12 protein-coding genes are annotated in these 19,631 nt (G+C 26.8%); 1 reads left to right on the top strand and 11 read right to left on the bottom strand.

Annotated elements, in window-relative coordinates; all coding sequences use genetic code 11:
* Positions 1-184: 184 nt before the first annotated feature.
* From KYD98_RS10170 to KYD98_RS10140, 7 genes are all read right to left on the bottom strand, one after another.
* On the bottom strand, positions 185-1,123 hold the full coding sequence (locus KYD98_RS10170; protein WP_219779800.1) for an AEC family transporter: 939 nt from the start codon (positions 1,121-1,123) through the stop codon (positions 185-187).
* 347 nt (positions 1,124-1,470) lie between these two features.
* Positions 1,471-2,994, bottom strand: a complete 1,524-nt coding sequence (locus tag KYD98_RS10165) for a phosphohexomutase domain-containing protein (protein WP_219779798.1) — start codon at positions 2,992-2,994, stop codon at positions 1,471-1,473.
* Between the two features lie 321 nt (positions 2,995-3,315).
* Positions 3,316-5,142: a glutamine--fructose-6-phosphate transaminase (isomerizing) gene (gene glmS / locus KYD98_RS10160; RefSeq protein ID WP_219779795.1), complete on the bottom strand. Its 1,827-nt coding sequence runs from the start codon at positions 5,140-5,142 to the stop codon at positions 3,316-3,318.
* A gap of 955 nt (positions 5,143-6,097) precedes the next feature.
* Positions 6,098-7,333 (bottom strand): transglutaminase domain-containing protein, encoded by a 1,236-nt coding sequence (locus KYD98_RS10155; protein WP_219779793.1) that lies wholly within the window; start codon positions 7,331-7,333, stop codon positions 6,098-6,100.
* Between the two features lie 347 nt (positions 7,334-7,680).
* The gene (locus KYD98_RS10150; RefSeq protein ID WP_219779791.1) at positions 7,681-8,850 is read right to left on the bottom strand and encodes a multidrug transporter; all 1,170 of its coding nucleotides are present in this window, start codon (positions 8,848-8,850) and stop codon (positions 7,681-7,683) included.
* 26 nt (positions 8,851-8,876) lie between these two features.
* Positions 8,877-12,068 (bottom strand): efflux RND transporter permease subunit, encoded by a 3,192-nt coding sequence (locus tag KYD98_RS10145; RefSeq protein WP_219779789.1) that lies wholly within the window; start codon positions 12,066-12,068, stop codon positions 8,877-8,879.
* 4 nt (positions 12,069-12,072) lie between these two features.
* A complete protein-coding gene (locus KYD98_RS10140; RefSeq protein ID WP_219779787.1) occupies positions 12,073-13,305 on the bottom strand; it encodes an efflux RND transporter periplasmic adaptor subunit in 1,233 nt (410 codons plus the stop codon).
* A 269-nt stretch (positions 13,306-13,574) separates the two neighbouring features.
* On the opposite strand from KYD98_RS10140, the gene KYD98_RS10135 reads away from it, so the two are divergent.
* Positions 13,575-14,075 (top strand): MarR family winged helix-turn-helix transcriptional regulator, encoded by a 501-nt coding sequence (locus KYD98_RS10135; RefSeq protein ID WP_219779785.1) that lies wholly within the window; start codon positions 13,575-13,577, stop codon positions 14,073-14,075.
* A 28-nt stretch (positions 14,076-14,103) separates the two neighbouring features.
* On the opposite strand, the gene KYD98_RS10130 is transcribed toward KYD98_RS10135, so the two are convergent.
* The 4 genes from KYD98_RS10130 to KYD98_RS10115 all read right to left on the bottom strand — a co-directional run bounded on the left by KYD98_RS10130 (position 14,104) and on the right by KYD98_RS10115 (position 19,625).
* Positions 14,104-14,895 (bottom strand): endonuclease/exonuclease/phosphatase family protein, encoded by a 792-nt coding sequence (locus KYD98_RS10130; RefSeq protein ID WP_219779783.1) that lies wholly within the window; start codon positions 14,893-14,895, stop codon positions 14,104-14,106.
* Positions 14,896-14,899: 4 nt separating this feature from the next.
* On the bottom strand, positions 14,900-16,558 hold the full coding sequence (locus KYD98_RS10125; protein WP_219779781.1) for a PTS transporter subunit IIBC: 1,659 nt from the start codon (positions 16,556-16,558) through the stop codon (positions 14,900-14,902).
* A 92-nt stretch (positions 16,559-16,650) separates the two neighbouring features.
* Entirely contained in the window at positions 16,651-18,309 is a 1,659-nt protein-coding gene (locus KYD98_RS10120; protein WP_219779779.1) for an alpha-glucosidase, read from the bottom strand.
* Positions 18,310-18,623: 314 nt separating this feature from the next.
* Positions 18,624-19,625 carry a LacI family DNA-binding transcriptional regulator gene (locus tag KYD98_RS10115; RefSeq protein WP_219779777.1) on the bottom strand — a complete coding sequence of 334 codons (1,002 nt, stop codon included), beginning with the start codon at positions 19,623-19,625 and terminating at the stop codon, positions 18,624-18,626.
* Positions 19,626-19,631 lie beyond the last annotated feature (6 nt).

Below are 19,631 nucleotides of genomic sequence, written 5' to 3'. Positions count from 1 at the left end.
ATTATTTTTTTGTAATTTAATTATTTTCAAGTATATTTTTTATGTATTTTCTTTTTTAAACATTTATAATAATCTTTTTAATAAAAATATAGTATATTAAATATACTATTAAGTATTTATTTTAATTATTATTGTTAATATATCTACAAATAGACTTTTTAATTAAATATAAATACTCTTCTTGTTAAATATATCCTAATTTCTTTATAAAAAACACCCATAAGAATATACTTATTACTGCAAATGCAGAAGTAAATACAACAAGTTGTCCTGCTAATTCACTATCACCATCCATTTGTTCTGCCATAGTAAATGATGATACTGCTGTTGGTGCTGCAAGCATTATCATTATAGTTGCAAGCTCTATTTTTCTAAATCCTAAAATTATAGCAATAGGTACAAATATACTTGGTATTACTACTAATCTACCTAAAATACCTATTATTAACTGTTTTGTATATCCTTTTATTTTATTAACCTTGAATGATCCTCCTAATACAACAAGTGCTAATGGCGTTGCTACTTTCGAAAGATCACTTATTGTTTTTTCTATTACATTAGGTAACCTTATTCCATTTAACATAAAAACTATACCTAACAATGAAGAAACTATAAGTGGGTTAGTTATTATACCTTTTATAGTTTCTTTTAAATTAATCTTTCCACCCCTAAAAATTTCCAAAACAATTACTGCTAGAAAATTAAACATTGGTACAATTATAGCAATAAGTAATGAAGGAACCCCTGCATTTTCATCTCCAAATAGAGACAATGTAACTGGTAATCCAAAAAGCACAAAATTACTACGAAAAATAGCTTGTACTAATACACCGCGTTTTCTATTTTCTTTTTCTATTATTGGTATAATAAAACACATACTTATGCAACTTACCAATATAATACTTGGTGCAAAAATTACTAATTTAAGATTAAATACCCCTTTTAAATTAGTTTTATATACATTAAAAAATAATAATAAAGGTAAAAATACTTTAAATGTAACTTTATTCATAATCTTCAATGTATGATCATCAAATAAATTTATTTTTCTAATAAAATATCCCAACGTAATAGTAATAAATAATGGTAACACTACATTAAGTGCTAAAATAATATTTTGCATTTCTCTCTCCTAATTAATCTCTAGTATACTCTGGATTTTACAACATTAATTATAACATATCTATAATTAACACTTATTATTATAAGACAATGAAAAACTATTAACTATATTTTGCCCTATATTATATATAAAATAATCACCATATTAAATAAATTTTATTTAATATGGTGATTCGTTGAATATACTATATTTTAAATTAATCTATATTAGGTGCATTCAAAAAAATAATAGACAAGTATGCTAGTCTATTTTGTATGATACTGCGTCAGCAAATTTAGCTAATAGCTCGCTATTAACTAAATTTACTTCCTTGTCTGACGCAAAATGTACAATGCCTCTTTGATCTATTATTTTATTTCATGTGCCTTATATTTACTTAAAGTCTCTTTTATAAAAGATGAAATCTCTTGAATTCCACCATTTTTATTAGATTCTATATTAATAACCATTTTAGGTTCATGTAATGAACATCTTAAAATAAACCATCCATCACCTAAATTTTTGTTACATACTACTCTTATACCTTCTTTATTATTTTTATCTAATTGCATATTTTCATTACTGTCAACTGCATTAGTAACTTCATTTAATATATTATTTGAAATTTCTTTATAATTTTGTTCTGATAGCTTTATTCTTATTTCTTTTTCTTCAACTGGATGTTTTAAGTTTGATATTAAATCTTCTATACTTTTACCCTCTATTTTTAATTTTGCTACTTTTATTAATATTTTAGATATTAAATAAGCTCCATCATCTAAAAAATAATTTTCTTTCATTGCCGCATGTCCAGAGGTTTCAATTGCTATATAGCATTCTTCACCTTCATTATTTAATCTTACTGCCTCATTTATAACATTCTTATACCCTTTTTTAAATCTATGATATTTTCCACCTAAGCTTTTTATAAAATCTCCTAAATGATCTGATGCTACTGAATCTGTTACTATAGTTGTTTTTTCATGCTCCTCTAATATAATAGCTGAAATTACTGCTATAAGAGAATTTCTATTGATAGCATCACCACTTTTATCTACTAAGCCTGCTCTATCAACATCAGTATCAAATATAATACCTAAATCACAATTATTTTTAAGTACAGCATTCTTTATGGACTCCATAGCTTCTTTATTCTCTGGATTTGGAATATGATTTGGGAACATTCCATCTGGATCTATAAATTGACTTCCGTTTGTATCTGCTCCTAATACATCTAAAACTTTTTCTTTAAAGAAACCACCTGCTCCATTTCCTGCATCAACAATAATTTTTAATCCCTTTAATGGTTTATTAAAGTCCTCTTTTGAATTAACGCATTCTCTTATTTTTTGTACTAATATTTTAGAATAATCATCAATTAAAGGTTTTATTGTAGTCATTCTTCTCACTTCAGTATCCCTTATAATAGTATTATCTTCCTTATCTATTTCCTCACATGCTAGGTCTAAAACTTCCTTTATATCACTTTTTTCAAGACCACCTTCTTTAGTAAAAAACTTAATTCCATTATAATAATATGGAAGATGACTTGCTGTAATCATTATAGCTCCATCACATTGATATCCATCCATAACAGTTGTCATAAACATAGCTGGTGTAGTACTAATATTACAATCGTATACACAAACATTATATCCAACTAAAGTTTTTATAATTGAATGTTTAAAACCACTTCCTGTTAATCTAGAATCTATACCTACTGAAATTTTTAAATTGTTTATTTTTTTTCTGTTTAAAAGCCATTTATAAAAACCTTTAGTTATAGCTTTTACTTCTTTATCGGTTAAATTTATTTCTTGAGAATCATTTTTTAATGCAATCCCTCTAATGTCAGTTCCATTTTGTAAGTTATATAAACAGTTATTGTCCATGTCTTCCTCCCCCTATTTATTAACCTTTAATATTATATTAATAGATTATCATATTTTTCTTCAATATTACTATTTAGTAATATTTTACATTTTAAATAGTAATGATATTATACTATAAAATTATTTATTTTTATATCATTAAAATAATATTTTATAAAAATTTTATTCTTTAATATTTTTTTAAAGTACATTCTGATATAGTTTATCCAAAAATTTTAATTTTTATAATTATAAAAAAAGAGCTAGATATTTTAATTAATTAAAATATCTAGCTCTCTAAACTCTCTTAGATATATCTTTTAGATTAATATATATTTTTTGTTATTCTACTGTAACTGATTTAGCTAAATTCCTTGGTTTATCTATATCGCATCCCTTAGCTTTAGCTACATAATATGATAATAATTGAAGGGCAGCAACACTTAATACCGGTGCAAACATATCCATAGTTCTTGGAATATAGATAACTTCATCCAAAACTTCTTCTAATCCCTTAGTCCCTTGATAACATATTCCTATAACTTTTGCTCCTCTTGCTTTAATTTCAACAATATTACTTACCATTTTTTCTTTTAAAGCTTCTTGAGTTAATAAAGCAATTACATTTGTTCCATCTTCAATTAATGCTATAGGACCATGTTTTAACTCTCCACCTGCATATGCTTCAGCATGAATATATGATATTTCTTTAAGTTTAAGTGATCCTTCTAATGCCACTGCATAATCAAGACCTCTACCTAAATAAAATACATCTTTTTCTTCATACATTTTTTCAGCTATTGCTTTTATCTTATCTCTATCTTCTAAAACTAACTCTACCTTTTCTGGTAAATCTAGTAATTCTTCTTTTAATTTTTCTAATCTATCACTCTTTAATCTTCCTAATATTTTAGCAAATGTCATAGCCATCATATACATTCCAATAATTTGAGTTGTATAAGCCTTAGTAGATGCAACTGAAATTTCAGGACCTGCTAATGTATATAATACATGGTCAGCTTCTCTTGATACTGAACTTCCAACTACATTAGTTAATGCTATTATAGTAGCTCCAATATTCTTACAGTTTCTTAAAGCTGCTAATGTATCTGCTGTTTCACCTGATTGGCTTATTACAATAACTAAAGATTTATCTGTAACTAATGGATTTCTATATCTAAATTCAGATGCTATATCCACTTCTACTGGTATTTTTGCAAATGACTCAATTAAATTTTTACCTACAAGACCTGCATGATATGCAGTACCACAAGCTACTATAAATACTCTATCTGTATTTTCTAAATCTTCTTTAGTTATTTTTAAATCATCTAAAAGCATACTCTTTTCCATTGAAATTCTACCAGCCATAGTATCTCTTATAGCTCTTGGTTGTTCATGGATTTCTTTTAGCATGAAGTCTTCAAATCCACCTTTTTCAGCTGCATCTTCACTCCATGTAACATGATAAACATCTTTCTTTATTTCTTTTCCGTCTTCAGAATAAAGTTTAACTCCATCTTTTGAAAGAATAGCTATTTCATGATCTTCTAGAAGATATACATCCCTTGTATAACTTAATACTGCCGGAATGTCTGATGCGATAAATGACTCATCTTTTCCTAAGCCTACAATTAAAGGACATTCTTTTCTTACTGCTATTAATTTATCTGGTTCATCTTTACAAACAACACCTAAAGCATAACTTCCTTCAAGTCTTTTAAGTGTTTTTACAACAGCTTCAAATAAATCCCCTTTATAATAGTAATCAATTAAATTAGGAATTACTTCTGTATCTGTTTCTGATTTAAAAGTATAACCTTCTCCTTTAAGCCATGTTCTTAATGTTAAATAATTCTCAATTATTCCATTTTGAACTACAGCAATTGTTTCCTTACTATTTAAATGTGGATGTGAATTAACATCTGATGGTGCTCCATGAGTTGCCCATCTTGTATGTCCTATTCCCATATTACCTTCAACAGGATTTTCCTTTATATTATCCGCTAAATTAGCTAATCTTCCTTTAAACTTTCTTACTTCTATATCTCCATTATTAACAACAGCAACTCCAGCTGAGTCATAACCTCTATATTCTAATTTTGATAACCCATTAATTAAAAATGAAGTAGCTTTTCCACTTCCTAAATATCCAACTATTCCGCACATATAAAAATCTTCCTTCCTTACTTTTATAATATTTTTTAACTTCTTTTATAATTTTGTCCTAACTTATAATAAATAATAAAAAAGGGCATAATAATCCTAGGACCTAAAAATTTATAAAATTTTGAAGGCTTTAACACCTGACTGAATTTGTACTATGAATCGCTTCATAGTTTTGCCAGTCGTTAACGGTAGTGCAAATACCGCGGGGCATCCGCCGAAGTTTCGATACTCCCCAACCTCGTCAACTTAAGTTATTATCTAAATCTTTTATTTAGCAAGTAAAACTTACCCAGTATACTTAGGTAAATTACACTCTAAATCTATGATTTAATTAATTAGACTTACTCATCAAACTTATATGAGTAAAGTTTTCTTTAAAAAAGATTAAATAGTATATATCACAAATTAATATTAAATCTTTTATATTTTAACACTAACTCATTAATAAATTCATTGCTAATTATATTATCACTTAAGTTCTGGCGCTTCTTATTTATTTTTTGTTATTTTATTTACTATAAAATCACCTCTTTTTCTATTTACTTTATACCCATGATTTATTTTATCATATAATTTAGTTTTGTCTATATTATAATATATATATTTGCGCTAGAAATTCCACATTTTTTTATATTTATATATATGTTCTAATTAAGTTATTGAATTTATAAAATTTTTATGAAAAATTATATTTTTCATTAATAGTACCTAAGTTAGAATCATATATCATAATGTTTCTATATAACTTAATCACTATACTGATAAGTCATCGAATTTATAAATATTCTAAGAGTTATATTAATAAACAAATTTTATTGGAAATTATATATTTACAACTGTTTATTAATATAAATTCTTATATAAAAAACCATGCATAAATAAGAAAACAAATTTCTTTATATGCATGGTTTTTATTCATGAAAAGTTATAAATATACATTTTATAATAGTCTTTTTTAATTTGTCCAAGCTCCATTTGAATTTAATTTATATCCATTAACTACTGTATTATATGCCATTTTACCATCTGACCAACAATAATACCAATTTCCCTGATCATATATCCACCCTATTTTCATGCCTCCATCTTTTCCTAAGTAATACCAATTTCCATTATTATATATCCAACCTGTTTTTAATTCTCCATTTGCCCCTAAACAATACCATTTATTCCCACTATATATCCAACCTGTTTTCATTCTTCCATCTTGTGATAAATAGTACCAATTTCCATAATCATATACCCAACCAAGCTTCATTTTACCGTCTTTACCTAAATAGTACCAATTACTGTCATTATTAAGCCATCCTAAAGCATTTACTCCTGAACCTCTCCAATAATACCAAAAACCATCTTTTTTATACCAATATCCTCCATTATAACTTTGTGATATATCTTTTTCTTTATCATTATTATAATCAACATAACTAGTTGATGATTTATAATAATTATATGGCGATAATGAGTACTCTGAATTATCCCACTCAAATCCACTGTTCTTCAAAAATCCATCACTTACCAAAAGATATTTATCTCTTACTACATTATCATTATTAGTTACATCTAAATGATACCATTGTCCATTAACTTTAACTTGATTCCAAGCATGTCCAATGTTATTCATTGTTCCTATTACTATTCTGGATTCTATTCCTACAAAATTAAACATCTTATATGCTGTCATAGCATATCCCTGACAAATAGTTTTACCTGTTGTTAATGCAGAATATACATTATCTGACTTAAGCTCATCATCATATTTGTATATTTTTACTAAGTAATTATTTATAGCTACTACTTTATCAATATCAGTCATATTCTTATCTATTAAATTATTTGATATTCTTTTTAATTCAGAATTTATATAAGTCTCTTGTTCTTTAGTTGTTCTATATGTTACAGTAACATTCTGTTCTGTTCCTCTAATTAAAATTCTATAATTACTAACAGATCTTTCTAAGTAATCATCCCTTTTGCATGCTTCTTCAAATACATCTTTAATTTTGTTACTATTATCAATGTCATTCCCCTCATAATAAAGTACAAAATCGGTATTCCAATTCTTTAAATTATTATACATGCTATTTTCTAATTCTTGAGCACTATTAACTTTTTCAAATGCAAATACGTTAACACTTATAGAGCTTAATATAATTAATGAAAATATTAAACTTTTAAAAATTTTTTGCATTATCTCTTCCTCCTCAGTAAAATATGTATCATCAATATAATTATTATAACATGTCCTTTTATACAATATTAGATTTATTTTGTATATGTAATAATATACATTGGGAAACAAAAAAATCCATACACTAATTATTTTGATTATAAATATTATTATATAAATTAAAAATATATTTTAAAATACTATTTATATAATTTGAATTGTCTACATATTCTTTAGGTTTTATTTCTCAATCTTTAAGCAAAAATATAATGTAAGTTATCCACTGACTTTAAAAAATATACTTCCCTAAAGAATAAAATAAGCAATTACAAACTACCTTTAAAATAGTTTTGTAATTGCCTGTTTTACTATATCCCTGAAGAAAGTGTCCAAGGTTTATCTATTTTTTCTTTTAAATCATTATAACTATTAATTAAAGATTCATAACTAACTTCTAACTGCTGAGTAGATAACAATTGGTTATAATAATCTTGTTTTGTAATTAATGCAAGATCATATTGTAACTTAGTTATCTTAGTTTTATTATATAATACTTCAAGCTGTGACTTCATTGAAGATATATTACCTTCTAATGTAACAAGTTTTGTATAAGTGGTAAGCAATGTTTGCTTCATAGTCCTCTTAGCATCATTTACTGAATCTAATGCCGTATCCGCATTATATTCATTTTCTATATCTTTTAGAGATGATGATATCCAATTTTGATAATCTACTTTCCATTGTTTTAAATCACCTTCAAAATCATTTTTAAGTTTTCCATTTTCATCTTTTTCATTATACTTCTCATCATTTGCATTTGGCGGAACTGGTTTAGATCCTGATGTATCTGTATAGTTATCTTCAACCCATTTAGCTAATTTTTTATTATATCTAAAATAAGTATCTATTCTATCATCAAGATAAGAATCTAAAGATTCATGTAATTTTAATGGTTTAAATTCTATACTATTTTCTAAAGCATAATCTTCAACATCTATATCTGTTATTATAGAAAAAATTTTTTTAGTATTTTTTATCTCTTCTTCTTTAGATTTTTTATCTGCTTTAAGTTTATCTATTTCCGCTTTAGAATTTTGAATTTCAATAGTACTAATTAATCCCATATTCTTTTTCAGTTCCATAGTTTCATAATCTTTAGTTTTAATTTCTATGCTCATATCTATGTTCTGTAATTCTTTTTCAAGTACTATTATAGAATTATATTTACTGGTTATATCCACAGATATTTGATCTTTTAAAAATTTTCTCTTTTGCTCATTTTGACTAATTTGTATATCATTATATCCATCATCATCCATATCAATATCTTGATAAAAGTCATCTTTATCTTCAAGCATATCCTGTTTTTCCTCATTTAATACTATTTGATAGCTATTATCTATGGCTGAATCTATAGCTTTTTCTAAACTCAATATAGGCTTAGATGCATTAGCACTTACTGGTATTTGAATTAATGATATTGATGTTATTAAACCTGCAATACTCAATGATACTAATCGTTTTAAGCTGTTATTCATTATATTCCTTCCTTTCTAATAACTTATTATTTATCTTTATCGTTATTATTTAATATTTCTTCTGTTTTTCCTTCTATTGGTTTTAGGTCTATTTCATAATTATTAGTATTTATTTTTTCTTTATTTCTAAAAAATAAATTATTTACTTTTTTAGATATTTTCTCTTTAAATTTATTAAATATATTAAAGAATTTATTTTCTACTTTATCAAATATCATATATATAGCTGGAATCAATATAAGAGTTACTAAAGTAGATACTGAAAGTCCTCCTATTATTACTACTGCTAGAGGTTGCATTGTCTCTCCTCCATCACCTAAAGCTAAAGCTGTTGGTATCATTCCTACAACGGTTGTCATTGTTGTCATAAGAACCGGTCTAAGTCTTGTTGCTGATCCAATAGAAACTATATCTATTAAATTATCATTTGGCTTAGCTTTTCTAAGTTGTTCAATATAATCTATTAAAACTATCCCATTATTAACAACTATACCAACAAGTAATATAGAACCTAACATTCCTACAACATTAAGATTAGCTCTTGTTATCACTAATGCAACAACAACTCCAACAAATGCAAATGGAATACAGAACATTATAATGAATGGTTTACTAAATGATTCAAACTGTGCAACCATTACCATATAAACAAGTATTATCGCTATAATCATAGCAAAAATCAATCCACTCATTGATTCATTCATCATTTCTGTTGCTCCACCAAAAGAAATACTGTAATCTCTCGGAATATCTAATTCATTGATAGCATTCATAGCTTGTTTTGATGCTGTGCTTGTATCTAAGTTATCCACTGTAGCTGAAATTGTTATAGTATAATCTCCATCACTTTTAGAAATAGATTTTAAACTATCTTCCATTGTTATTTCTGTAAATGCTACTATTGGAATTTGCTGACCAGTTTGAGATGTTACTTTCATTTGCTTTATATCATCTAAACTATCAATACTAGATTCTTTATATTTCAAATTAACATCAATTTTATAATTATCTATTGTTGCTGTTGTTACAGTATCTCCATTTATTGCTGTACGCAATAAACTTGCTATTCCAGAAGTATTTATGCCATATTGCTGAGCTTTATATTTATCTATCTTAAACTGGGCTTCTTTAGTTGTATTAGAAAGAGATGTATCCACATTTCTAAAACCATTTAAAGAGCTTAATTTTTTCTCTGATTGCTTTGCTATTTCTTCTAATACATCAATATCCGGGCCCTTTAGTTCAAGAGAGACACCATCAGATCCCCCTACCATACTACTACTTGTACTAACTTTTATTTCACAATCAGGAATAGTTTCCATTCTTTTAACAACTTCTTTTTCTATGTCTTTAGTTGATTTTTTTCTTTCACTTTTAGGAATTAACTCTATTACTATATTAGCATTATTACTCCCATTTCTCGCCGATGGAGCTAATGTTGTCATAGTAGTTTTTATTTCTGAAATATCAGAAAGCTTATTTTCTGCCATTGATACATAATAATCATTAGCCTTTAATTCAAGTCCTTCTGGCAACGTTATTGATACAGTTAACTTTCCTTCATCTGTAGATTGCATAAAATCTACCCCTACAAGTGTAGCTCCAAATATAGATGAAACAAATAATAAAATACTTATAAATACAACTAACTTTTTATGTTTTAAAGAAACTTTCAATATCTTTTTATATTTTTCACTAAACCTATTAAAAATAGGTGATGGTTTCTCTACTAATTTTCTAGAATTCTTACCCTTACTTAACTTTGCAAAAATACTAGGAACAAGAGTTACTGCTACTATTAATGATAGTGTTAATGCATATATAAGAGTTTTAGCTAACGCACCAAACATTATTTTTGTAAATCCTTCTGTAAACAATATAGGTAAAAATATAGCTACTGTAGTTAATGTTGATGCCACAATTGCATTTGTTACAGTTTGAGTTCCCTTTATAGAACAATCATCAATATCTAATATAGTATCTTTCTTATATTGAAATATATTTTCTATAATAACTGTTGCATTATCCACAACCATACCTACCGCTATTACAAGCGAACTTAATGTAACCATATTTAAAGTTTCACCAGTAAAATATAACAATGCAATAGCACCAATTATTGATGTAGGTATTGCAATTGCAACAACCAATGATGCTCTAATATTTTTCAAGAAAAGTAATATAACTAAAAATGCTATAACTGCACTTATCCCAAGATTTTGCATTACACTTTTAATTGAATTATTTATATATTCACTAGAATCATTTACTGTTTCTATTTTGTATTCTGGATTATCCGAGTTAAGTTTTTCTACTACTTTATGAACAGCATTCATAACTTGTACAGTATTTGCATCTTGTTGCTTTTGTATGTCTATTACTAAACTGTTTTGACCATTATATCTATATATAGATTTTTTCTCAACAACTCCATACTCAACATCACATATCTTATCTAATCTCACAGTATTCCCATCACTTACTGGTATTTGAATCTGTTTTACATCTTCTAATGAATTTAATTCATCAATACCTCTTAATACAATTTTATCTTCACCTTGAGTTATTGAACCATATGGAAAAGTTTTATTTGCATCAGATAATACACTTTTTATTGTTTGTAAACTCACACCATAATTAGATAAAACAGATGGATCTGCTGTTATATTTACTTGTGACTTATCTCCGCCATTAATTCCTGCTTCTGTAACACCGTCAACCGCTTCAATTTTAGGTTGAATAATATCTTCAGCATACTTCATTAAAGCTTCTGAACTATTTCCACCTGATATAACTAACTGTGATATTGCTTCAGCATTCATATCCATTTTAAGTACAGTTGACTTTGTAACATCGTCAGGTAACATTGCTTGAACAGAATCAACTTTTGATCTTACATCATTTAATATTTCATCTAAGTCTGTTCCATATTCAAATTGTGCTACAACCATTGAAACACTTTCCTGTGACATTGAAACAGTTTTTTTTACATTAGATACAGCTGAAAGTTTTTCTTCAATTTTTTCACTTATGTGTTCATCAATATCTTCCGGTCCTGCTCCTGGCCATTGTGTTGTTACCATTACTACAGGTATTTCTATATCTGGCATTAAGTTTGCTGGCATTTTTAAATAGCCTATATAACCAAACATAACAATAACTAAAAACACCATTATTATTGTAAGAGGACGTTTAACTGAAGTTTTAGTTAAATTCATAACTCTAGTCCTCCTTTTCTACAGGAAATACTTTACTTCCATCATTTATAAGTGTTATTCCTCCAACAACTATTGTATTATCAGAGTTAATTCCAGATATAATTTCAATATCATTCGCTGTTTCTATCCCTGTCTCTACAGAAGTTTTTATGGCTCTCTTTTCATCATTTACTATGTATAAATATTTTTTCCCATCTTCCTCAAATACAGCTTTTTTAGGAACAATTATTGTATTCTCATTTTTTTCTAAACTCAAATTAACTTCTGTAGACATTCCTGCTTTAAAAGTATTTGATGAATTATCTATTAATATTTTTATTTGATATAAAGATGTTTTTGGATCTACTACTAATGGCACATATTGAACTTTTCCATTTACAGTTTGTCCATCTATTACAACTTCCAAATTTTGTCCAGACGAAAACTTATTTATATCAGCTTGTGCTACATTTATATTTACTTCTAAAGTATTTGGAGAAGATATAATAAATACTGGTTGCTGTTGACTTATTGTTTCATTAGAATCAAAATTTTTAGTTGTAATTATTCCATTGACTGGTGATACTAATGTAAGCTTATCCAAATTTTTAGATGCTATTTCATATGATACTTTAGCTTGTTTTAATTGTTTCTCAGCTAATTCTTGCAATTCAGGAATACTCTTTTCTGTTGATGTTGTATATGATTTTTGTGCTATTTCTAACTGTTGTTTTGCTTGATTAAAATTAAGCTCTATTTTTTTATATTGATCTTCACTTATTGCATCTGCTTGATGTAATGTAGTATATATATCATAATTTCTTTTCGCTTCATCATATTGCAATTGAGCAAGTTTTAATGAATTTTCTAATTGATTTTTTTGATTTTCTATACTTCCACTTGTAGTATTATTATAGTTTGCTTGTGCTAAATCTAAAGCTGTTTTTGACTGATTTACACTATTATTAACATCATTACCTTTTAAAGTTAAAAGTACATCTCCTTTTTTAACTTCTTGACCAAGTGATACATATATTTTTTCTACTATACCAGGCATTTCTGCTGTAACAGAAGTCTCTGTTGCTACTTTAGTAGTGCCTGTAAATGTATCCTTGTTTTCTATGCCACTATTTTTAGATTTTTTAACTGATACTGCTATTGACTTTTCTTGTTCTGTTGGTACATCTTTATTTCCACAACTGACTAACCACATTATATTAAATACTAATATTAATAATAATGATAAATATTTTTTCATACTTATTGCCCCCAAACTTTTTAATGTCATTTTAAACCAAAATAAATATTATAAATTTTTCCCTAAGATTCATCTTATTACAATTAAAATAATATTTTTCAAAATGTTTATTACTGTCCAAATTTTATAAACATTAGTATTAATTAATAAAGTATAATTAATTATAAATTTATAATTATTCTAAGTCAATAACCTTTTTGGCTTGTTTTAAAATTATTATTAGTTTATAATTTATGTTGTATTTATTAGCATATTAAGGAGTTGTACTAATGCACAAACAAGATTTAGATAAAATTTCTGATTCTTTATTAACTTTTTTATTCTTAGTTAGAAATAATATTTTTAATACAAATGATCTTATAAAAAATTTTCCTAAACCACCAAAAGAGGTTGAAGATTATATGAATAAATTTCCAATGCCTCCATCTCATACAAAAGTTATTTTATATCTTCATAAATCAAATTCTTGTCCAATATCTCAAATAGCTAATAATCTAGGTATATCTAAATCTAACATGACACCTATAATAGATAAACTTATAGAATATGGATTAGTTAAAAGATATTGTGATAAAAATGATAGAAGAATTCTTAGAGTTGAGCTAACAGAAAAAGCATTGGATATATTTGAGGAGTTTAGAAATGCAGCAAAAACTAAATTAGCAAGTAGAATTGAAGTCTTAAATGATGATGATTTATATACATTAAGCGATTGCATCTCAAAACTATATAATATAATGAAAAAGATAGAAAAAAATAAGACGGATTAAAGTATCCATCTTATTTTTTTCTATCTACTTATATATTCAAATGAACTTCAACTCCGTAATGATCAGATATTACATCTTCGTTTATTCCATTAAATATTACTTTAGAACTTTTAACCTCTATTAACTTATTTGATAAAATTAAATCTAATCTAAGCTTGTCTTTATTCTCATCCCAACCATCAATCTTTCCTTTTACAGTAACACTAGAACTCACCTCTTTAGCTAAATTAAAAGTATCTATTAATCCGCTATTAAGTAAATAATCATATCCTTCACCTTTTACAAAAGCATTATTATTAAAATCTCCCATAAAAAAAGTTAACCTATTATTATCTACAGTTTCTATAAGATTTTTTACTTGGTTTTCAAATGGTTCTTCATCATCATTCCACCAACCCAAATGGCATGAATAAAAATCTACCTCTTTACCATCATAATTAATTGTCATTTTAATAATTTTTCTTGCTTTCCAATATAAGATATCTTTACTTTTTGTAATAAAGAAAGATTCACTATTTAAAATTTTCCTTTTAGTAAATATAGCTATCCCTTCTTCATAAATATCATATCCTATATGAGAGAAATCCCAATAAAAATCATACTTATCTTTACTATAATTATCTAATTCTTGTTTTAATATTACTGCAAAATTATCTTTTTTTAATTTTGAATCTATTTTTTCTTCCTTTAATGATTGACTAACTTCTTGAAGAGCTATTACATCATAATCTTTTTCATTTATTATTTTTGCTAAATATTTTATTTTATCAAATTGATTGTCTTCCTGCCAAGAATGACAATTTAAAGTTAATAACTTCACTCTACTACACTCCTAATATATCTTGAATATTTGACTTTAATACATCTGCTTTAGGACCGTATATTGCTTGTATACCATTATCTTTATGAACTAAACCAAGAGCTCCATTTTTCTTCCATTCTTTTTGATCTGCAACTAACTCTTTATTTTTAACAGTTACTCTTAAACGTGTCATACATGCATCAACATCAACTATGTTTTCTTTCTCTCCTAATAATGAAATAATCTTTACAGCTAGTTGATCTCCTACTGAAATAGACTTATCTGATTTTACTATTTCTTCTTCACCTTCTGATTCTATATAGTTACCTCTACGTCCTGGAGTTGCTATTTTAAATTTCTTTATTAAGAAATTAAATGTAAAGTAATTTAAGAAGAAGAATACTCCTGCACTAATAACAAAATTAACCACATCCATTGTTAGTCCTGCTTTAACAAACATAGGAAGACGAGTTGTAAATTCTACAAATCCAAAAGCTTGTATTCTTAAATTTATTATATCAGCTAATGCAAATCCAATACCTGTTATAACTGCATATACTCCATAAAGTATTGGAGAAACAAACATGAACATAAATTCAATTGGCTCTGTAACTCCTGTTAAAAATACTGCAAGTCCTGCTGATAAAAACATTGATTTATATTTATGCTTCTTATCCTCATCAACATTTCTATACATAGCAAATGCAACACCTATTAAAGATGCACTTGAAAGAATTACTTGTCCACATTTAAATCTTGCTGGAGTAACTGTAGCTAATAAATTATTATATGCACTCATATCTCCAGTATTTTTTAAGTTAATTAAATCAGAAATCCAAGCAAACCATAATGGTTCTTGACCTGCTATTACATGCCCTACATTTGTTCCTGATAATATTGTATATGTTCCACCTAATTCTGTATAATTTACTGGAATAGTAAGCATATGATGTAATCCAAACGGTAATAGTAAACGTTCTAAACATCCATAAATAAAAGGTGATAAAATTGGTGCTGTATCCTTAGATGTTGCAAGCCATATTCCAAAAGAATTCAATCCATATTGTGCAAATGGCCAAAAAATTGAAAGTATTAAAGCTGTAACTACAGATCCTACAATAACTACAAACGGAACAAAACGTTTACCATTAAAGAATGATAATGCATTTGGTAACTTGTTGAAATTGTAATATTTATTATATAATGTAGCTCCTAAGAAACCTGAAATAATTCCAATGAATACTCCCATATTTAATGCTGGTGCACCAAGTATAGATGTAAAGTAATCTCCTACTACTAATTTTTGTCCAAATAATGAAGTAACTGTTGCTGTTTTATCCCCTAGCATTGTTGCACTTACTCCAAAAATTGCACCTGTTACACGATTTGTTAGTATAAATGCAATAAGTGCTGCAAATGCTCCACCAGCACGTTCTTTAGCCCATGAACCTCCAATTGCAACTGCAAATAAAATATGTAAATTACCTATAATTCCCCATCCTAGGTCCTCTACAACTCTTGCAATGGTTTGCATAAGAGACATGTCTCCAAACATCCCAATTAATTTTCCTGTACATATCATTAGTCCTGCCGCTGGCATTACTGCAACAACAACCATAAGTGCTTTCCCAAATTTTTGCCAAAAGTCAAATGAGAAAAGTTTTCCTTTCTTTGCTTCCATTTTTTATTCCTCCTAATTTTATAATTCTTTAATTTTTCTTAGGCATTAAATCATAATTTTTCAATACCCTTTTACCATAACTCAAAATATATTTATATAATTTTATATAATCTTGCTTCCCAAGGCTTTAATAAAATACTACTTGTATCTTCATGTTTGTCTACTTTATAATTAGCTAAAATTAAACCTGAGTAATTCAAAGTTTCTTTAATATATTCAAATTTACTTTGACTGTTTGAAAGATTACATATTATTATGTACTTATGACCATTAAATTCTCTTAAATATGAATAGATATTCTCATCTTCCTCTAAAATAAGTTTGTATTCACCATATATTAAAGTTTCACTATGTTTTTTTGTATCAATTAGTTTTTTATAAAAATTTAATACTGAATTTGGGTCTTTAAGTTCTGTTGATACATTAATTTCTTTATAATCGGGATTTATTCCAATCCAAGGTTTAACTTTAGAAAAACCTGCATTCTCTGTGGCATCCCACTGCATTGGCGTACGTGCATTGTCTCTTGATGTTGACCAAACATGTTTCATTGCCTCTTCTTTAGAATACCCTTTTTGAATATCCTCATTATAAACATTTATACATTTAACATCGTTATACTCAGAAATATCACTGAACTCAACATTTCTCATCCCCAACTCTTGTCCTTGATAAATAAATGGTGTTCCTTGTTGCATGAAGTACATTAAAGCAAAAGCTTTAGCACACTCTATTCTAAATTCTTCATCATTTCCACATGTTGATATAACTCTAGGAATATCATGATTTTCTATAAATAGTGCATTCCAACCTACCCCATTTAAATTATTTTGCCATTTTGTTAATGCCTTTTTTAAAGCTTTAACAGAGAAGTTTGTATCTGATTCCCATAAAGCAAGGTGTTCAAATTGAAATACCATATTAAATTTTCCATCTTGTTCTCCAACCCAAAGTATTGCATCTTCAGAATCAACTCCATTAGCTTCACCCACAGTCATTATGTCATACTTACTAAATGTGTTATTGTACAGTTCCGCTAAAAACATATGGATACCTGGAAAATTCATATGTTTATCAAATGATGAAACATATCTTTCTTTATTAGGATTTGGCATGTCTTTAAAACTTTGATCTTTCTTTATATGACTTATTGCATCAACTCTGAATCCATCAATACCTTTATCTAGCCACCAATTTATCATTTCATAAATTTCTTTTCTTACTTCAGGATTTTCCCAGTTTAAATCAGGTTGTTTTTTGGTAAAGAGATGCAAATAGTATTCTTCTGTATTTTTATCACATTCCCAAGCTGAACCTTTGAATATACTCTCCCAATTGTTAGGCTCTAATCCATTCTTACCTTCTTTCCAAATATACCAATCTCTTTTGGGATTATCTTTAGATGATTTTGATTCAATAAACCATGGATGTTCATCACTAGTATGATTAACAACTAAATCAATAATTAATTTCATATTTCTTTTATGAGTCTCTGATAATAATTCATCAAAATCGTCCATAGTTCCGAACTCTTCCATTACATCTTTATAATCACTTATATCATAACCATTATCATCATTAGGTGATTTATACATTGGGCATATCCAAATTACGTCTATTCCTAAATCTTTTAAATAATCTAATTTAGATATTATCCCTTTAATATCACCAATTCCATCGCCATTAGAATCATTAAAACTTCTTGGATAAATTTGATATCCTATTGCTTCTTTCCACCAAATTTTTTTCATTAAAAATGTTCTCCCTTCGCAATCGATTGCATATATACAGTCGATTTAATGCAACTTTTTCTGTATGTTAATAGTAATCATGTATTATTTTATATAAAATATTATTTTATTGATATTACCATATTTATAGTATCGTTTATATTTTAAATTATATCAATTATAGAAACCTATTACAAAACGTTTAAGGTTAATTTATAATAAAAATTATATATTTTGCTTACGTTTTCATATCATTTTCTCTCGTTTACATATTTTTTCGCAAACGCTTGCATAAAATTATGTATAAATTCTATATTAAAATTTTACTATTAAAATTATTTTAATGAGTCCCTTTTTATTAATTTAGTGTTAACAATATAATGATTTAACCCTGGTTCTTTAGTTTCTAATGAATCTATCAATAACTTACTGGCATAAAACCCCAATTCAGAAGCATTTATATCTACTGATGCTAAAGGAGGATCTTGAAATTCTGCTAAATGGGTATTATTAAATCCTATTACTGATATGTTATTAATATTATTTTCTTTAAGAATTTTTAATACTCCAAAAGCTAAAATATCATCTTCTGCTATTATAGCTGTCGGGGCTTTGCTTTTTAATAACATATATGTCAAATTAGCACCTTCTTGTTCGGTAAATTCTTTACCTATAATTAAATGCTTTTTATTAATTTTAACACCATTAATTTCACATGCTACTTTAAATCCATTTACTCTATCTTTAGTTACATTCCATTCTTCTTTTGCTCCTATAAAAGCTATATCCTTATGGCCTTTTTTAATTAAATCATTTACCAAATCATAAGTAGCTTTAAAATTGTCATTATCTACCCATAATACACCCTCAGACTCTTCTGGTCTTCCAATTATAACAAATGGAAATCCTACTTCTTTTAAATATTTTACATTAATATCATTAATTTTAGATCTTAATAAACAAATTCCATCCACCAAATTACTATTTATAAAATCCTTTACATGCTCTATATCTGTACTATCATCTTTACTAAATGCATATGATATATAATAATTCTTACTTTGAGCATATAGACTCATTCCCCTCATTGCTTGCATAAAGAATGGATTTTTTAATAAATCTTGTGCTTCATTTGGAAGTATTATTCCTAATATTCTTGTTTTATTATTTGCTAAACTTCTAGCTATTGCATTCGGTTTATACTTTAATTTTTTTATAGCTTCTCTAACTTTTTCTTTAGTTTCTTGACTAATTTGTTTGCTATCAGATAGTACTCTAGATACAGTTGATGGCGAAACATTTGCCTCCTTAGCAACTTCTTTTATTGTAACCTTCATATTTCC

Source organism: Clostridium weizhouense (genome assembly GCF_019431045.1).
Lineage (GTDB): Bacteria > Bacillota > Clostridia > Clostridiales > Clostridiaceae > Clostridium > Clostridium weizhouense.
This window is presented reverse-complemented; position numbering and strand designations above follow the sequence as displayed.